The organism is Saccharopolyspora rectivirgula DSM 43747 (assembly GCF_000497205.1).
Lineage (GTDB): Bacteria > Actinomycetota > Actinomycetes > Mycobacteriales > Pseudonocardiaceae > Saccharopolyspora > Saccharopolyspora rectivirgula.
Map to the genome: position 1 here is coordinate 40,711 of NZ_AYJW01000006.1, position 15,648 is coordinate 56,358.

General features: G+C 69.1%; 17 protein-coding genes. 2 read left to right on the plus strand and 15 right to left on the minus strand.

Annotated features, from left to right (window positions below):
- Positions 1 to 44 precede the first annotated feature (44 nt).
- The 4 genes from SREC43747_RS0103030 to SREC43747_RS0103045 form a co-directional block, all read right to left on the minus strand.
- On the minus strand, positions 45 to 416 hold the full coding sequence (locus SREC43747_RS0103030; RefSeq protein ID WP_029719680.1) for a holo-ACP synthase: 372 nt from the start codon (positions 414 to 416) through the stop codon (positions 45 to 47).
- A gap of 27 nt (positions 417 to 443) precedes the next feature.
- A complete protein-coding gene (gene glmS, locus SREC43747_RS0103035) occupies positions 444 to 2,306 on the minus strand; it encodes a glutamine--fructose-6-phosphate transaminase (isomerizing) (RefSeq protein WP_029719681.1) in 1,863 nt (620 codons plus the stop codon).
- A 136-nt stretch (positions 2,307 to 2,442) separates the two neighbouring features.
- Positions 2,443 to 3,333 (minus strand): 4-hydroxyphenyl-beta-ketoacyl-CoA hydrolase, encoded by an 891-nt coding sequence (gene couO / locus SREC43747_RS0103040; RefSeq protein ID WP_029719682.1) that lies wholly within the window; start codon positions 3,331 to 3,333, stop codon positions 2,443 to 2,445.
- Complete coding sequence (locus SREC43747_RS0103045) at positions 3,333 to 4,241, minus strand: SDR family NAD(P)-dependent oxidoreductase (RefSeq protein ID WP_029719683.1); 909 nt, start codon at positions 4,239 to 4,241, stop codon at positions 3,333 to 3,335. Before SREC43747_RS0103045 ends, couO begins: the two co-directional genes overlap by 1 nt.
- Positions 4,242 to 4,356: 115 nt before the next feature.
- On the opposite strand from SREC43747_RS0103045, the gene SREC43747_RS0103050 reads away from it, so the two are divergent.
- On the plus strand, positions 4,357 to 4,803 hold the full coding sequence (locus SREC43747_RS0103050; protein ID WP_029719684.1) for a MarR family winged helix-turn-helix transcriptional regulator: 447 nt from the start codon (positions 4,357 to 4,359) through the stop codon (positions 4,801 to 4,803).
- Positions 4,804 to 4,809: 6 nt separating this feature from the next.
- Here SREC43747_RS0103050 and SREC43747_RS0103055 read toward each other — a convergent pair whose 3' ends face one another.
- Positions 4,810 to 6,360, minus strand: a complete 1,551-nt coding sequence (locus SREC43747_RS0103055; RefSeq protein WP_051387623.1) for an acyl-CoA synthetase — start codon at positions 6,358 to 6,360, stop codon at positions 4,810 to 4,812.
- Positions 6,361 to 6,731: 371 nt separating this feature from the next.
- Between SREC43747_RS0103055 and SREC43747_RS0103060 the strand changes: the two genes are divergently transcribed.
- The gene (locus SREC43747_RS0103060; RefSeq protein ID WP_037331246.1) at positions 6,732 to 7,565 is read left to right on the plus strand and encodes a dienelactone hydrolase family protein; all 834 of its coding nucleotides are present in this window, start codon (positions 6,732 to 6,734) and stop codon (positions 7,563 to 7,565) included.
- Positions 7,566 to 7,697: 132 nt separating this feature from the next.
- On the opposite strand, the gene SREC43747_RS0103065 is transcribed toward SREC43747_RS0103060, so the two are convergent.
- From SREC43747_RS0103065 to SREC43747_RS0103115, 10 genes are all read right to left on the minus strand, one after another.
- On the minus strand, positions 7,698 to 8,189 hold the full coding sequence (locus SREC43747_RS0103065; RefSeq protein WP_029719687.1) for a hypothetical protein: 492 nt from the start codon (positions 8,187 to 8,189) through the stop codon (positions 7,698 to 7,700).
- Between the two features lie 3 nt (positions 8,190 to 8,192).
- Positions 8,193 to 11,120, minus strand: coding sequence for a WXG100 family type VII secretion target (locus SREC43747_RS21245; RefSeq protein ID WP_051387625.1), 2,928 nt, complete (start codon positions 11,118 to 11,120; stop codon positions 8,193 to 8,195).
- Positions 11,120 to 11,425, minus strand: coding sequence for a WXG100 family type VII secretion target (locus SREC43747_RS0103080; RefSeq protein WP_201768616.1), 306 nt, complete (start codon positions 11,423 to 11,425; stop codon positions 11,120 to 11,122). Before SREC43747_RS0103080 ends, SREC43747_RS21245 begins: the two co-directional genes overlap by 1 nt.
- A gap of 199 nt (positions 11,426 to 11,624) precedes the next feature.
- The gene (locus SREC43747_RS22140; protein ID WP_269077828.1) at positions 11,625 to 11,750 is read right to left on the minus strand and encodes a hypothetical protein; all 126 of its coding nucleotides are present in this window, start codon (positions 11,748 to 11,750) and stop codon (positions 11,625 to 11,627) included.
- 7 nt (positions 11,751 to 11,757) lie between these two features.
- Entirely contained in the window at positions 11,758 to 11,922 is a 165-nt protein-coding gene (locus SREC43747_RS21590; protein WP_162832378.1) for a hypothetical protein, read from the minus strand.
- A 51-nt stretch (positions 11,923 to 11,973) separates the two neighbouring features.
- On the minus strand, positions 11,974 to 13,308 hold the full coding sequence (glmM, locus tag SREC43747_RS0103095; RefSeq protein ID WP_029719690.1) for a phosphoglucosamine mutase: 1,335 nt from the start codon (positions 13,306 to 13,308) through the stop codon (positions 11,974 to 11,976).
- Positions 13,309 to 13,452: 144 nt separating this feature from the next.
- Positions 13,453 to 13,893, minus strand: a complete 441-nt coding sequence (gene rpsI / locus SREC43747_RS0103100; RefSeq protein WP_051387636.1) for a 30S ribosomal protein S9 — start codon at positions 13,891 to 13,893, stop codon at positions 13,453 to 13,455.
- A 23-nt stretch (positions 13,894 to 13,916) separates the two neighbouring features.
- Positions 13,917 to 14,360, minus strand: coding sequence for a 50S ribosomal protein L13 (gene rplM / locus SREC43747_RS0103105; RefSeq protein WP_029719692.1), 444 nt, complete (start codon positions 14,358 to 14,360; stop codon positions 13,917 to 13,919).
- Positions 14,361 to 14,794: 434 nt separating this feature from the next.
- Positions 14,795 to 15,082 carry a WXG100 family type VII secretion target gene (locus SREC43747_RS0103110; protein WP_029719693.1) on the minus strand — a complete coding sequence of 96 codons (288 nt, stop codon included), beginning with the start codon at positions 15,080 to 15,082 and terminating at the stop codon, positions 14,795 to 14,797.
- A gap of 54 nt (positions 15,083 to 15,136) precedes the next feature.
- Positions 15,137 to 15,448: a WXG100 family type VII secretion target gene (locus SREC43747_RS0103115; protein WP_029719694.1), complete on the minus strand. Its 312-nt coding sequence runs from the start codon at positions 15,446 to 15,448 to the stop codon at positions 15,137 to 15,139.
- Positions 15,449 to 15,648: the final 200 nt, after the last annotated feature.

The following is a 15,648-nucleotide window of genomic DNA, read 5'->3' on the forward strand; positions in this document are numbered from 1 at the left end:
GGGAACTCTAGCGAGTCCCGTCCGGGGCGGAGCGGACCGCCGGTTCAGCGGCGTTCCGCGACGACGAAGGCGACGGCGGCACCTGCGTCGTGGGTGAGCGAAACGTGCCACGCGCTGACCCCGCGCTCGGCGGCCACCTGGGCCAACCGCCCGCCGATCCGCAGCTCCGGTCTTCCCCCGGGCCCGCTGACGACCTCGCAATCGGCGAGCCGGTAACCAGCGGGGGCCCCGACCGCTTTGGCGGCGGCTTCCTTGGCGGCGAACCGGGCCGCCAAGGAAGCGGTGGAGCGGGGTTGGCCGTCCGGGCCGGCGCGTTCAGCCGGGGTGAACAGCCGCTCGGCGAGCGCGGGCGTGCGCCGCAGGGCCGCGGCGAACCGGCTGATCGAGACCAGGTCCGTGCCGATGCCGACGATCATCCGGTGCTCTCCGGGACGAGCACCGGCTCACTCGACGGTGACGGACTTGGCGAGGTTGCGCGGCTTGTCCACGTCGTACCCGCGGCCCCGGGCCACCTCGGCCGCCAGGACCTGCAGCGGCACGGTGGAGACCAGCGGCTGCAGCAGGGTGGGCACCTGGGGCACGGTGATCAGCTCGTCGGCGAACGGCCGGACCGTCTCGTCGCCCTCCTCGGCGATGACGATGGTGCGGGCGCCGCGCGCCTGGATCTCGCGGATGTTGGACACCATCTTGGCGTGCAGCAGGGCCCGCCCGGTCGGCGACGGCATCACGACCACCACCGGCAGGTCGTCCTCGATCAGCGCGATCGGGCCGTGCTTGAGCTCGCCCGCGGCGAACCCCTCGGCGTGCATGTAGGCCAGCTCCTTGAGCTTGAGCGCGCCTTCCAGCGCCACCGGGTAGCCGACGTGCCGGCCGAGGAACAGGACCGCCTTGGCGTCCACCAGCTCGTGCCCGATCCGGCGCATCTGCTCCACTGTGGAGAGGGTCTTGCGGACGGCCTCGGGCATCTGGGCCAGCTCGTCGAACTCGCGGGCGACTTCGTCGGCGTACTTGGTGCCCCGGGCCTGCGCCAGGGCCAGGCCCACCAGGTAGTTCGCGGCCACCTGGGCGAGGAAGGTCTTGGTCGCGGCCACCCCGATCTCCGGGCCGGCGTGCGTGTAGAGCACGGCGTCGGACTCGCGGGGGATCTGCGCACCGTTGGTGTTGCAGATGGCCAGGACCCGGGCCCGCTGGGAGCGGGCGTGCCGGACCGCCTCCAGGGTGTCGGCGGTCTCCCCGGACTGGGAGATCGCCACCACCAGGGTGTCCCGGCCGAGCACCGGGTCGCGGTACCGGAATTCGCTGGCCAGCTCCACCTCGACCGGGATGCGGCACCAGTGCTCGATGGCGTACTTGGCGACCAGCCCGGCGTGGTAGGCGGTCCCGCAGGCCACCACGAACACCTTGTCCACGTCCCGCAGGTCCTGCTCGGTGAGCCGGAGCTCGTCGAGCACGACCCGGCCGTCGGCGTAGTGGCCGCGCAGGGTGTTCTGCAGCGCCTCCGGCTGCTCCTCGATCTCCTTGAGCATGAAGTAGTCGTGGCCGCCCTTCTCCGCCGCGGAGAGGTCCCAGTCGACGGTGAACGGCTTGCCGACGGCTTCCGCACCGGAGAAGTCGGTGATCTCGTACCCGTCGGCGGTGATGGTCACGACCTGGTCCTGGCCGAGTTCCACGGCCTGCCGGGTGTGCTCGATGAACGCGGCGACATCGGAGGCCACGAAGTTCTCCCCGGAACCGACCCCCACCACCAGCGGGGAGTTGCGCCGCGCCGCCACCACCTTGTCCGGTTCGTCGGCGTGGGTGACGACGAGGGTGAAGGCCCCTTCCAGGCGCCGGGCCACGGCGCGCACGCTGGCCGGCAGATCGCCCGCGGTCCGACCGGACTCGTAGGCACGGGCGATGAGATGAGCCGCGGTTTCGGTGTCGGTTTCGCTGGCCATCTCCACGCCGTCCGCCTCCAGCTCGGCGCGCAGCTCGGCGAAGTTCTCGATGATGCCGTTGTGGACCACCGCGAGCTTGCCGCTGGCGTCCCGGTGCGGGTGGGCGTTCCGGTCGTTCGGGGCACCGTGCGTGGCCCACCGGGTGTGCCCCATGCCACTGTGCCCGGCGAACTTCTCCGCCTCGACCTCACCGAGCCGCTTCTCGAGGTTGGACAGCGCGCCGGCCGCGCGTTCCACGGCCAGGCCGCCCTGTCCGTCCAGCAACGCCACGCCCGCGGAGTCGTAGCCGCGGTACTCGAGTCGTCGCAGGCCGTTCAGGACGACGTCGAGGGCCTGCCGATGTCCTACATAACCAACGATGCCGCACACCCCGCCCAGCGTAGCTACCTCTCTTGGTCTGAACCTCCGGAGGAGGCGGCGCGGGGGCGCGAACCAAGCAGCCGGGGGATGGGCTGGCCGGAGGCCGCCGGTCCCGATCGGCACCACCGGCGGCCTCCGCACCGCCTCAGTCGCGCAGCCGCAGGGCGCGCAGCGCGTTCTCCTTGTAGATCAGCGGCTTGACGTCGTCCTTGATCTCCAGCTTGGCGAAATCGGCGAACCACCGGTCCGGCTGGATGACCGGGAAGTCGGAGCCGAACAGCACCTTGTGCCGCAGCATCGAGTTGGCGGCCCGCACCAGCTGCGGCGGGAAGTACTTCGGCGACCAGCCGGACAAGTCGATGTAGACGTTGCTCTTGTGGGTGGCGATGGAGATCGCCTCGTCCTGCCAGGGGACTGACGGGTGCGCCATGATGATGGTCAGTTCGGGGAAGTCGGCGGCGACGTCGTCGAGCAGCATCGGGTCGGAGTAGCGCAGTTTGATGCCGTGCCCGCCGGGCAGCCCGGCGCCGATCCCGGTCTGGCCGGTGTGGAACAGCGCCGGCACCCCGTGCTCGGCGATCGCCTCGTACAGCGGGTAGAACCTGCGGTCGTTGGGTTCGAACCCCTGCAGGCTGGGGTGGAACTTGAAGCCGCGCACCCCGTGCTGTTCGACCAGCTGGTGCACGCGGCGCACCGCCGCGGCTCCCCGCCACGGGTCCACCGAGCCGAACGGGATGAGGACGTCGTTGTTCCGGGCCGCGCCTTCGGCGATCTCGACCACCGAGTTGGGCGGGTGCCCGGTGGCGGTCTCGCAGTCCACGGTGAACACGACGGCGGCCATGCCGCGCTCGCGGTAGTGCTGCGCGATGGCGTCCAGCGACGGGGTGCGCTCGGCCCCGGACTTGAAGTACTTCTCCGAGGCCGCCATCAGCTCGTCGTCGAGCGAGCGGTGGCCGCTGCTGTCGATCTCCACGTGGGTGTGCACGTCGAGGGCGGTGATCGCGTCGAAGTCGACGGCGCACTGGTACTTGCTCATCAGGACCTCACTTCGGCGGGCAGTTGTTCACCGACGCTCTGCCGGTGCTCGTGGAACCGGTGTTGCCATTCCGCGGCGATCGCTTCGGCGCTCCAGCCGCCGTCCCGGTAGGACTGCACCACCACGTCCGGGTGACTCCACAGGCTCAGCCGGTCACCGCCGATGCCGATGGCTTGCCCGGTGATCTCCCCGGCCTGCTCGCTGGCGAGGAAGGACACCGCTCCGGCGGCGTCTTCCGGCGCGCCGAAACCGAGTTCCCGCCTGACCTGGGCGGGCAGCGGCTTTCCCGCCTTGAGCGCTTCGACGTGGGGCTGCAGGAACGGCACGGTTTCGGTCATCGCCGTGGCGGCCACCGGGATCACGGCGTTGACGGTGATGCCGAACTTGGCCAGCTCCATCGCCCAGGTGCGCACCATGCCGAGGATGCCGGCCTTGGCCGCGGCGTAGTTGGTCTGCCCGAAGTTGCCGCGTTGCCCGGCGGGCGAGCCGACGCAGATGATGCGCCCGCCGCTGCCCTGCTGGCGCATCTGCACCGCGGCGGCCCGCACGCAGGTGAAGGTGCCGCGCAGGTGGACGTGCAGGACCTGGTCGAAGTCCTCGTCGGTCATCTTCCACAGGACCTTGTCGCGCAGGATTCCCGCGTTGGTGACGAGGACGTCGAGCCGTCCGTGCTCCGCGATCGCGGTGTCCACCAAGGACTGGGCTGCCTCGGCGGTGCCGACGGCGGCCGCGACGGCGCAGGCCTTCCCGCCCTGCCGGCGGAGGGCCTCGGCCGCGGATTCGGCGGTGTCCGGGTCGATGTCGTTGACCACGACCGCGGCGCCCCGGCGGGACAGTTCTTCCGCGTAGGCCAGCCCGAGTCCGCGGCCGCTCCCGGTGACGATGGCGACTTTGCCGGTCAGGTCCATGCTGCTGCTCCCCGGTGTCGAGTTGGTCCACGAAGCATGAGAGCATCGATTGTGGAAAAACTCAATGGTTTATGAGTGCTATTGTTTTGCGTGGAACTGAACGTGGAGGTCCACCATGAACGGCAAGCGCGCGCTGACCGACGACCCCGGCTTCCTGCTGTCCCGGGCCAGCGGAATGGTGGCGCGCTCGGTCAGCAAAGCACTGGCCCCGCTCGACCTGCGGGTGCGCTCGTACTCGCTCCTCGCGCTGGCGACCGAGCACCCGGAGGGCATCGCGCAGCGCCAGCTCGCCGACATCATCGGCCTGGATCCGAGCCAAGTGGTGGCCCTGGTGGACCAACTCGAAGAACGCGGCCTGGTCGCCCGCACCGCCGCCCCCGGCGACCGCCGCACCAAGCTGGTCACCGCCACCGAAGCCGGCCGCCAGCTCTACGACGAGGCCCACGCCCGGGTGACCGAGCAGGACACCCACCACTTCAGCCAGCTCTCCCCGGCGGAACTCGAGCAGCTGGTCCGCCTGCTGCGGCAACTGGCCTACCCCGCGGAACCGGCGGCCGGCTGAGCGGCGTCAGCCCTCCCCGGAGCGGACCTTCCCCACCTCGCCACCGGCGAACCGCTCGCGCAGCTCGTGCTTGCGGACCTTGCCGCTGGCGGTCCGCGGCAGCTCGTCGAGCACGACGAACGACTTGGGGATCTTGTACTTGGCCAACCGCTTCCGCAGGTGCTCGACCATCTCCGCCTCGGAGACCTCTACCCCGGGCTCGAAGGTGACGGCGGCGCAGCCGACCTCCCCCCACTTGCTGTCCGGCACCCCGAAGACCGCGGCCGCGGCGACACCGGGCACGTCCAGCAGCACGGCTTCCACTTCGGCCGGGTAGATGTTCTCCCCACCCGAGATGATCATGTCCTTGATCCGGTCCACAACGGACACGAAGCCGTCCTCGTCCGGCACGCCCACGTCCCCGGAGCGGAACCAGATCCCGTCCACGAACGCGGCCTCGGTGGCCTCCGGCAACCGCCAGTACTCCCGGAGCACGTTGGGCCCGCTGATCTGGATCTCCCCGCGCTGACCGGGAGCCACCGGGTTGCCGTTCGAATCCACCACCCGCACATCGGTGAAGAAGTGCGGCACCCCCGCGGTCCCGACCTTGCGCTCCACCTCGTCGGGAACGAGGATCAACGCCCCCGGACCGGTCTCGGTGAGCCCGTACCCCTGGCACAACCGCACACCCCGCTCCAGATAGGTGCGCAGGGTCCGCGGCGGCACCGGAGCGGCGGCGACGATCACCCGGCGCAACGACGACAAGTCCGCCCCCGGCCAATCCGGGTGCGAGCTGAGCGCGTCCAACATGGTCGGCACGCCGAAGGTGAAGGTCACCTTCTCGCGCTGCACCAAGTGCAGCACCCGCCCCGGGTCGAAGCGCTCCTCGATGTGCACCCGCCCGCCTTTGAGCAAAGTGGGCAGCGACATGAAGTTGAGCGCCGCGGTGTGGAACAGCGGAGCGCACACCAGGGTCACTTCATCGCTGGTCAAGTCCAGGTCGACGATGGGGTTGAGCGCCGCGAAGGTGACGTTCCCGTGGGTCAGCACCACCCCTTTGGGGCGCCCCGTGGTGCCGGAGGTGTACATGACCAGGCACGGGTCCTCGTGGTCGACCGGCACGTCCAACCGGCCGGTGCCCGCCTCGGCGATCAGCTCCTCGTACCCGGCACCGGCACTGGGATCGCCGATCACCACCGGAACCGGATCGCCGGCCTGAGCCGCGGCCTCGGTCGCCGTCCCACCCGCTTCCGCCGAGTGGATCAGCACCGACGCCCCCGAATCGCGCAGCGCGAACGCCACCTCCGGCGCGGTCAGCCGGCTGTTGAGCGGGACGAAGACGGCCCCGAGCAGCCCGCAGGCGAACAGCACCTCCAGGTAGGCGGGGTGGTTCGCGCTGAACAGGGCGACCCGATCCCCCTTGCCCACCCCCAGGCCGCGCAGCGCGTGAGCGAGTCGGGTGACCCGCTCGGCGAGCTCGGCATAGGTCCAGCTCTGCTCTCGGAAACTGATCGCGACCCGCTCCGGGCTCAGGCGAGCCCGCCGGTACGGCCAGGACCCCACACCTTGGTTGTGCATGAGCGACTCTCCTCCCACGGGGGCAGGCTTCGAGCAGTCCGCAGTTCACCGAGCCGGCTGGTGTTAGGTCGATCACTGAACGCAACCGGGAACATAAAAACAACAATGATTGAAGTAGTCAATAATTAATTCCGCCCTGCGGCAGCGGTCGGAAAACGCGGCAGCAAGGGAACTTTCCTGCCACCACCCGCACGGAAGTTCCCTTGCCGGAACGCACCACCCGGCGGACGACCGGCCGACAGCCCCTGCGCGCCCGCGGCAGCGGATTCGCCCTGGTCAGCGCATTCCCCCCGCACCGGAGCGACGAGCAGAGCGCACGAGCGGCCGAGTGATCACCGCACCCCGGGCACAGGTCCGCTACCGTGCTTTCCATGGCCCGAACTGCCAAGAAGGCTCCGCCGTTGCGGACGGTGTTCGACGAACTGTCCCGGCGCGGCCCCCACGAAGTACTGCACGGTGACCTCTCCGTGGCAGGTCTCCCGGGTCTGGTGTGCACCCCGCGCAGCGGGCTCGGCCTGCCCGCCGTCGTGTTCGGGCACGGCTGGCTGCAGCCACCCCGCCGGTACATCGGCCTGCTGCGGCACCTGGCTTCCTGGGGAATCGTCGCCGCAGCGCCCGGAACGCAACGAGGCGCGTTCGCCTCGCACCGGCTCTTCACCGCGGACCTGCGCACCGCACTGGACATCTGCGCCAACGTGCGGCTCGGCGACGGAGACATCAGCGTGGACCCGGACCGGATGGGCGCGGCCGGCCACGCGATGGGCGGCGGCTGCGCGGTGCTCGCCGCGGCCGACGATCCCCGGATCAAAGCGGTCGCCACCCTGACCCCCGCCGAGACCCGCCCGTCCGCCTTCGAAGCCGCCACCCGGGTGACCGTCCCCGGACTGCACATCGCCGCGGGGGAAGACCTGCTGGCACCGGCGGTGGCCAACGCCCAGCCACTGACCCGCGCCTGGGGCGGCCCGGTTCAGCTGCGCACCGTCAAGAAGGCCAACCACCTCAGCTTCACCGATGGACGGCACTGGACCGAGCTGGTGCTGCACGGCAAATCGCAGCACAGCGCGCAGCGAACGGCGAAAGCCCTGCTCACCGCGTTCTTCCTGCAGCTGCTCGCCGGCGATCGGCGCGGCGCGTCGCTGCTGAGCAGCAACGTCGGCGGCAGCAAGATCGACCAGGCGCTCAGCCGCGGCGACCTGACCGGGTGACCGACCGCACCAGCCACCGGACCGGCAAAAAGCAAGGGAACTTCCCTGCCTCTTCCGACAGGAAAGTTCCCTTGCTCCGGTCTTCGCGTTCCACCAGCCGCCGGCGGGGCGGGCGACGCCCGCACCGGGCGTTCACTGCAACCAGCTGATGTTCTCGAAGTCCTCCTCGTCGTCGTAGAACTCCTGCTGCCGCCGGGCGGGTCGGGACGGCTTCGCCGGCGGGGGCGTCGGCGCGGACGCCGCCGGTGGCGGAGGCGGCGGAGGCGGTGGTGCCGCTGGCCGGGACGACTGCGGAGGAGCGCTCTCGTGGTCGTCGTAGAACTCCGCGTCGTCTCCCCCGATGCGGATCTCCGACCCCTGGTCGGCCGGCCGGTTCTCCATCCAGTCGTTGCGCCGGCGCTGCTCCTCTTCCTCCTCCTTCTGCTCGGCGGCTTCCCGAGCCTCCTTGGCCTTCTCGAGGATCTCCTGCCTGCGCTGCTCGGACTCCCGCTTGAGCTCTTCGTTCCGCTGGGCGGAGGCGGCTTCAGCCGCCTTGACCGCGTCCCGCGCGTCCTCAATGGCGTAGCGGTGCCGGGCGACCAGAGTGGCGATGTCGTCCGCGATCCGCTGGTTGATCAGGATCACCGATCACACCCTCCCCTGGTCTTCCCCGAGCACGGAGCGGAACCGGTAGTTGGCGCCGGTGATCCCGTCGTCGAACAGGTCACCTTGGGTGCGCCACGGACTCGGGTTGCTCCGCTCCTGGTCACCACCTTGCTGACCGGCATGGCCCATGCCGCCCATGCCCATCATGCCGCCCATCATGCCGCCCTGGCCGGCCTGCCCCCCAGCAGGGGTTCCCGCGCCGGCGTCCTGCATGGACCCCAGCCCGGTGGCCCCGGCCGGGCTCCCGACCTGCGCCTGGCCCATGCTCCCGATGCCGGCGGTCCCGCCCGGCGCGCGCTGCTCGTCCGCACCGCCCGGGGCGCTGTCCTCACCGCTCCCCCCGAACAGCTGCCCGGAAGCGCTGCCGAAGGAATGCGCCGAGCTCTCACTGCTGAACGTGGTGAACCCGGAGGACTGCGGGGACACCGAAGCCGCCTGCGCCCCATCGGCCCCGACGGCACCGAGCGGGTCACCTCCGGCTGCGGCTGCGCCGCCGGCGAAACCACCCGCGCCGCCGGTGAAACCGGCCGCGCCCGCGCCGGCGGGGGAATCGGCCATTCCCACCGCGCCTTCCGCGCCCACCTGGCCCGGTACACCGACACCAGGCCCGGCGCCCACACCGCCCGGACCGATCCCGGGCTCGCCGACAGCGGCCTCCGGCCCCGGCATCCCGAGTCCGGCTTCGGCGCCCACAGCGCCGGGCCCAACCCCGGGCCCACCAACGGCACCGTCGGCTCCCGGCGCGCCGAACTCCGACCTGCCCAGGTCCCCGAACGCGCTGTCCTCGCCGCCACCGAAGCTCACGGTCTCCTTGACGGGCGGCAGTCCGTCCCCGTTGTCCACGGTGACCTTGATGTCGCCCTCGGGGGTGCGCTCGAAGACGAGAGTCCGGTCGCCCTCCTCGATGACGATCTTGCCGTCCTCACCGGCTTGCACCGGGATGACGTCCTCGTCGGCGCCGGGCACACCTCCGACAGCACCGGGATCGGCGGGCTGGCCCGGAATCTGCTGTCCGGGTTGGCCGGGCACCTGCTGTCCAGCTTGACCGGCAGCGGACTGGCCGAGCGGCGCCGCGGTGCCCTCTCCGGACCCGTCGCCGAAGTCCAGCAGGTACTTCTTGGGCTTGCCGTCCTCGCCGAGGAGCTCGACCTCCACCTTGCCGTCCTGCTCCGGCTTGTGGATGGTGACGGCTTTCTCGCCCTCGCCGAGGGTGACGGACTGCTCTTCGGTGTCCGCTTCGGACTCACCGTCCTGCGGCAAGTCCGGCGGCTCCGAGGCCTCCGGAGGAGGTTCGATGCCCCCTTCCGGCATGCCACCGCTGTCCGGGGGGCTGATGCCACCGCCACCGGTGTCGTTGCCGCCCCCGCCGATGTCCCCACCGCCGCGATCGTTGGCACTGGGCTGGTTGGTGCTGGACGGGGTGGTCTCCGCCGGGGGCTTCTCCGCCGGCGGATCGAACGGGGACTCCGAGATCTGCGTGCCGAGCAGCTTGTCGTAGATCTCCTGGACCTGCTGCTGGGTGCTTTGGCTCTGCTGCTGGAACTGGCTGAACTTGGCGTCGAATTCGGGTTTGAACGAGGTGTCCAACCAGGCCTTGGCCTCTTCGATGAGGCGGTTGCGGATCGTGTCGCACGCCTCTTTCACCCCTGGCTCCAGCCAGGACGGGACCTTGAACGTCATGCCCAGGATCAAGCTGATCCCGTGCTCTTTGAAAGCGGCCCAAGCACCGGAGAAGAGGTCGTCGATCCCGACGTCGGCGAGGTCGCTGAACTCCAGGTCACCGCGCGCCTTGCGGATCTCGTCCTGGGTTTCCTGCGGGGTTTTCCCCGCGCACTTCATCTCCTTGCCCAGTTCCAGCACGAAACTGGCGTACTCCCGGACGACCTGCTGGATGCCGTCCATCGCCGGGGAGATCGCACCGGCGAAGTCCTCGGTCTCCGCGCAAACCGTGGTGCCGGCCTCGGTGAACCCCTCGACCTTCGCATCGGCCGCTTCCGCCGCCTCGCCCTGCCAGGTCTGCCGGGCGGTGCGGAAGGCGTGCTTCATCTCGTCGGTCTGCTCGGTCAGCGCTTGGTGCACCGCGCCCAACCGATCGGCGTCTTCCCGGAAAGCGGCGAAGTCGATGCCGCGCAGCTGGTTGTAGACGTCGAGGACGTCCGTCTCGTAGAGCGGGCCCCCACCGGTCCAGTCCCGGTACAGCGGGATGAAGTCCCGGAAGAAGTCCAACCCCATCTTGGCGTCGTCCAGCAACTCGTCCGACTTGTTGACGGGACCGGTCGAGTGCAGCCGCTCTTCGGCCTTGCCTACCTCTTCCTCCCGCCCGTGGTAGGGGTTGGTGGCTTCATCCCACTTGTCAGCGAGCCATTTGCCGGCCTCCCAGAGATCTTCGGCGATCTCGATCACGTCGTCTATGGGGCTCGAGTTCGAATCCCCCTGGTCGTCCTGGCCGGAGTCCCCTTCGTCCTGCTGGTCCTTGTTGCCGTTGCCCCGGTTCTTGCCGTTCTGGTGACCGTCCGTCTCGTCGTCACCGGTGCTGTCGCCACCGGTGCGCTTCTTCGGCTCCTTCTGATCGCCGGAGTCGTCGTCCGAACCCTGGTCGGTGCTCTGCTGACCGGTCGTCTGGTCGCTCCTGGAGTAGGACTCCGAAGCGCTGTTGTCGCCGTCGTAGCTCTGCGGCGTCACGCTGCTGGTGTTCGAGTTCGACGAGGTTTCGCTGGTGTTCGAGTTCGTGGAGGAGTCGTGCTCGCCCGTCGTCGACTCGGTGCTCGTTTTCTTTTCGTACGTCGGCGTGGTCGTGGTCGTGGTCGTGGTGGAAGTCTTCTCCTCCCCCTTGTTCGGGGTGTGGTGGCTGTTGCCCCCGTCGTTGTTCCCTCCACCACGCTTGTCAGGCCGCAGCCCACGAGGAGCCATCAGACTTCCACCTTCCCGATCTCACTCGCGCCGCTCTGATCGCTGCTCTGGTACTCCTTGGCCGATTCCTGGAAGCTCTCGGACAGCTTCATGCTGTGCTCGGAGAACGCCTTGACGTTGTCACCGAGCCGCTCGAGGAGATCCATGTAGGCCTGGCCGGCCTCGACGAACTTCCAGCCCGCCTTGTCCGCCGTCACCCCGGACTCGGCGATCTTCTTCACCTGGTTGCTGATCTCTTCCGAGCTGTCTGAAAAAGCCCTCGCGGCTTTTTGGAGATCGCTGCCCGATGTTTGCGCTCCAGACACGGCACCCCCTGCGCGAAGATCGATGACACGATGTGAGACAGCGAGGTCACACCCTGCTCAATCTTGACAAACTCGATCTCCGCGCACGGCAGAACCAGAAATCAGTTCACTTTCGTAACCGGCGCGTGACTCGAACGGGCCCGCCGCCTGCGGCGCGCGAAAGGACTCGCGGAGAGCAGAGGGGTGGGGCAGCGGCGGACTAGCTGATGATCTCCCCGACGAACGCGCCCTGGGAGATGAGAACCGCGCCCAACGCGGCGAGCAGCATCAGGAGCAACGGGATGATGAAGATGGTGAGCACGTCACCGAAGAACCGTCCACGCATGTCGGCCTCACCTGCGCCTCAGCGAGAAGTGGTCGACCAACCAGGAGCGGCTCTCGTGCGCGGCGTTGACCACCTTGAGCCCGGCGATCGCCAGCATCGCCAGCAGCAGCACGACCGCGACGAGGCCGACGGCGACGAGTCCTACGACCATGGTGACGACAATGGCACCCATGTGAGAAGGATCTCATAAGTTCGAGCGAACAAAGAGATCCAATTCACAAAATCACCGATTGGCGGAAACCGCCTGGGCGATCCGGTCGGCCACCCGCTGCGCCAGCTCCTCGCTCGGCGCCTCCACCATCACTCGCACCAGCCGCTCGGTGCCCGAAGGCCGCAGCAGCACCCGGCCGTTCTCCCCCAGCTCGGCTTCCGCATCCGCCACCGCGCTGGTCACCTCCGGAGCGGCCACCGCCGCCTCCTTGTCGACGACCGGCACGTTCACCAACACCTGCGGCAACCGACGCATCACCTGCGCCAACGAAGCCAACGAAGCCCCGGTCTCGCGCACGCGCCCCATCAAGCGCAGCGCGGTGAGCAGACCATCACCGGTGGTGGCGAAAGCCGGCAGCACGATGTGCCCGGACTGCTCACCACCGAGCGAGTAGCCGTTCGCGCGCAGCTCCTCCAGCACGTAGCGGTCCCCCACCGCGGTGGTCCGCACCTTGATGCCGTGCTCGCGCATCGCCAGGTGCAGCCCCAGGTTGCTCATCACGGTGGCCACCAAGGTGCTGTCGGCGAGCTCCCCCCGCTCCTGCAGCGCCAGGGCGAGGACCGCCATGATCTGGTCGCCGTCCACGACAGCGCCGTCGGCGTCCACGGCCAGGCAGCGGTCGGCGTCACCGTCGTGCGCGATCCCCAGGTCCGCGCCGTGCTGCCGCACCGCCTCGCGCAGTCCGTCGATGTGGGTGGAACCAACGCCCTCGTTGATGTTGATGCCGTCCGGCTCCGCGTTGATGGCGACCACTTCCGCACCGGCCTGCCGGTAGGCCTCGGGGGCCGCCACCGCGGCAGCCCCGTTCGCGCAGTCCACGACCACCTTCAACCCGGTGAGCGACTGCGGAGCCGCGGCCAGCAGGTGGTCCACGTAGCGCTGAACGGCATCGGGAACGTCCCGGACCCGGCCGATCTCCGCCCCGGTGGGCCGGGCGGTCTGCTCGGCCAACCGGGCCTCGATCTCGTCCTCCAGCGCATCCGGCAGCTTGTGCCCGCCGGCGGCGAACAGCTTGATCCCGTTGTCCGGCATCGGGTTGTGCGAGGCCGAGATCATCACGCCCAGATCCGCCTCCAGCTCGGCGACCAGGTGGGCCACCGCGGGCGTGGGCAGCACCCCCACCCGGAGCACGTCGGCCCCGGCCGCGGCCAAGCCGGCCGTGACGGCCGCCTCCAGCATCTCGCCGCTGGCGCGGGGATCGCGCCCCACCAGGGCGACCCTGCGACGATCACCGTTCCGGTCGTAGAGGACGCGCGCCGCCGCGGACGCGACCTGCATCGCCAGCTCTGGAGTCAGGTCGGCATTGGCCAGTCCCCGCACCCCGTCGGTACCGAACAGCCGGGACATGCTCGTGAAGCCTCCTTCAAATCCCACCGGGTCGGGGGACGGGCCAGCACGGGATCCGCCTCCGGAGGACCCGTGGAAACGACTGCGGGAGCAGTTCCTCGTCCAGTGGGGACGAAGCACTGCTCCCGCAAATCGTAGTTCTGATCAGCGCTTGCTGTACTGCGGCGCCTTGCGGGCCTTCTTGAGGCCGTACTTCTTGCGTTCCTTCTCGCGGGCGTCCCGGGTCAGCATGCCGGCCTTCTTCAGCGCCGGACGGTCGTCCGGGTCGTAGGCGGCCAGGGCCCGGGCGATGGCCATCCGCAGCGCACCGGCCTGACCGGAGGGACCGCCACCGCGCAGGGTGGCCACCACGTCGAAGTTGTCAACGCGGTCCACGGTCACCAGCGGCTCGCGGACGACCTGCTGGTGCACCTTGTTCGGGAAGTACTGCTCGAGGGTCTTGCCGTTGAGCTTGAACTCCCCGCTGCCCGGAACCAGCCGGACCCGGACAACGGCCTCCTTGCGGCGGCCGACGGTCTGCACGGGACGACCAGCCGCAGCCGGCACCTGAGCGACGTCGGCAACGGCCTCGGCTGGGGTGCTCACTTGCTCTTCCTGAAGTTCGTCGGTCACTTCTCGCCCTTCGTGATCTCGAACGGCTGCGGGTTCTGGGCCTGGTGCGGGTGGTTCGGCCCGGCGTAGACCTTCAGCTTCTTGGCCATGGCCCGGCCGAGCTTGTTCTTCGGCAGCATGCCCTTGATCGCCTTCTCGAGCAGCCGCTCGGGGTGCTTCTCCAGCACCTCACCGAAGGACTGCTTCCGCAGACCGCCGGGGTAGCCGCTGTGCCGGTACTGGAACGCCTGTTCGCGCTTGTTCCCGGTGAGGGCGACCTTCTCGGCGTTGACGATGACGACGAAGTCGCCGGTGTCGACGTGCGGTGCGTACGTCGGCTTGTGCTTGCCGCGCAGCAGCGTCGCGGCCTGAGTCGCCAACCGGCCGAGCACCACGTTCTCGGCGTCGATCAAGTGCCAGGCGCGGGTCACCTCGCCGGGCTTCGGGCTGTACGTGCGCACGGGTCTACCTCGTCGTCGTTCGCGTCGGAATCGTCAGTGCGGAGCCCGCCTCAATCACACCGGTCGGTTCCTCGGCTCCCGGGGAACCGACGTGCCAGCGCATACGCCGGAAACTCCGTATCTCGGCGTGCACTGCAGTCGCGCACCGCACAACAAAAAATCAGGGTACTTGGTGGCTTCTGCCCCGGTCAAAACGGGTCCCGGTAGCGGGGTGGCCTGCTCGGCCCGGGAACGGGAACCGATAACCAGGGTCATCGCCAACATAGAGAATAGCGGTCCATGACGAGCGGCTGACGCCGCCCCCTGGTTCTGCACCGGTACACCCAGGATGCCCTGGGCATTCGAGCGAGCTGCGAGGCGCCGTCGCACAACGGTGGCCTCGGCGCAGCGCCGAGGCCACCATCGGTCACATCGCAGACGTCGTCCGGCTCGGCTCAGCCACCGAAGCGAGCGGCGTTGCGGCGCTCACCGGCCTGGTAGGCCTCGTTGGCGGCGTTGACGGCCATCCCCATCTTGGCGGTGATCTCCTGCATGTTGGCGGCGGCCTTGTCCCACTCCCGCTGCGCGGCGTAGTAGGCCTCCTGGGCCGCACCTTCCCAGGTCTGGATCAGCGGCTTGAGGTAGCTCTCCAGCTGATCCAGCTCGGCCTGGATCTTCTGGGAGGTCTGCGAGAGGTCGTCGGCGGCCTGGCTCAGCGCCGCGAAGTTAACGCTAATCTCCATTGTCTTTTCCCCTCCAGTGAGTTAGTGCCAGCGGGACTTCTCGACGGGCCTGGATCAGCCGTTGAGCAGGTTCTCGATCTTGGAGATCTCCTGCGCGGTCTCCTCCTGCTGCTGCAGGTACTCCTGCCCGGAGGACTGGATGTTCTCGCTGATCTCACCCAGCTTGTCGGTGATGACCTTGGCGTTCTCGCGGTACTGCTCGGTCAGCTTGCGGAAGACGTCAGCCGCCTGGCCGCGCCACTCGGCCAGCACCGGCTCGAGGTTGGACTGGAGCTGGTTGACGGCGTTCTCGACGTTGGCGCGGACTTCCTCGACTTGGCCCGCGGCCTTCTGCATCAGCTCCGCATCGGTACCGAAACCGCCCATTCGGGATGACCCCCTTCGTGATCTTCATAAGTCCGGATGAACCTGTGATGTTGACATTGCCATGCCGGTTCCCCGTTGTCCCCGGTTTCCACCAAACCCGTTGCTGATGTAAACGTTCATCACCAAAACCGCAGGACAACGGCACAGCGCGGGTCACATCGACGCGGATCCGCGCGACCACCGGTGCCGCCCGGCACCGG

Coding starts and splice junctions, on each gene's coding strand:
- SREC43747_RS0103030 (WP_029719680.1), bottom strand. CDS start 416: ATGATCGTCGGCATCGGCACGGACCTGGTCTCGATCAGCCGGTTCGCC.
- SREC43747_RS21245 (WP_051387625.1), bottom strand. CDS start 11,120: ATGGCTCCTCGTGGGCTGCGGCCTGACAAGCGTGGTGGAGGGAACAAC.
- SREC43747_RS0103115 (WP_029719694.1), bottom strand. CDS start 15,448: ATGGGCGGTTTCGGTACCGATGCGGAGCTGATGCAGAAGGCCGCGGGC.
- SREC43747_RS22140 (WP_269077828.1), bottom strand. CDS start 11,750: ATGCGTGGACGGTTCTTCGGTGACGTGCTCACCATCTTCATCATCCCG.
- glmM (WP_029719690.1), bottom strand. CDS start 13,308: ATGTCCCGGCTGTTCGGTACCGACGGGGTGCGGGGACTGGCCAATGCC.
- SREC43747_RS0103050 (WP_029719684.1), top strand. CDS start 4,357: ATGAACGGCAAGCGCGCGCTGACCGACGACCCCGGCTTCCTGCTGTCC.
- SREC43747_RS0103045 (WP_029719683.1), bottom strand. CDS start 4,241: ATGGACCTGACCGGCAAAGTCGCCATCGTCACCGGGAGCGGCCGCGGA.
- SREC43747_RS0103055 (WP_051387623.1), bottom strand. CDS start 6,360: ATGCACAACCAAGGTGTGGGGTCCTGGCCGTACCGGCGGGCTCGCCTG.
- couO (WP_029719682.1), bottom strand. CDS start 3,333: ATGAGCAAGTACCAGTGCGCCGTCGACTTCGACGCGATCACCGCCCTC.
- SREC43747_RS21590 (WP_162832378.1), bottom strand. CDS start 11,922: ATGGGTGCCATTGTCGTCACCATGGTCGTAGGACTCGTCGCCGTCGGC.
- SREC43747_RS0103060 (WP_037331246.1), top strand. CDS start 6,732: ATGGCCCGAACTGCCAAGAAGGCTCCGCCGTTGCGGACGGTGTTCGAC.
- SREC43747_RS0103110 (WP_029719693.1), bottom strand. CDS start 15,082: ATGGAGATTAGCGTTAACTTCGCGGCGCTGAGCCAGGCCGCCGACGAC.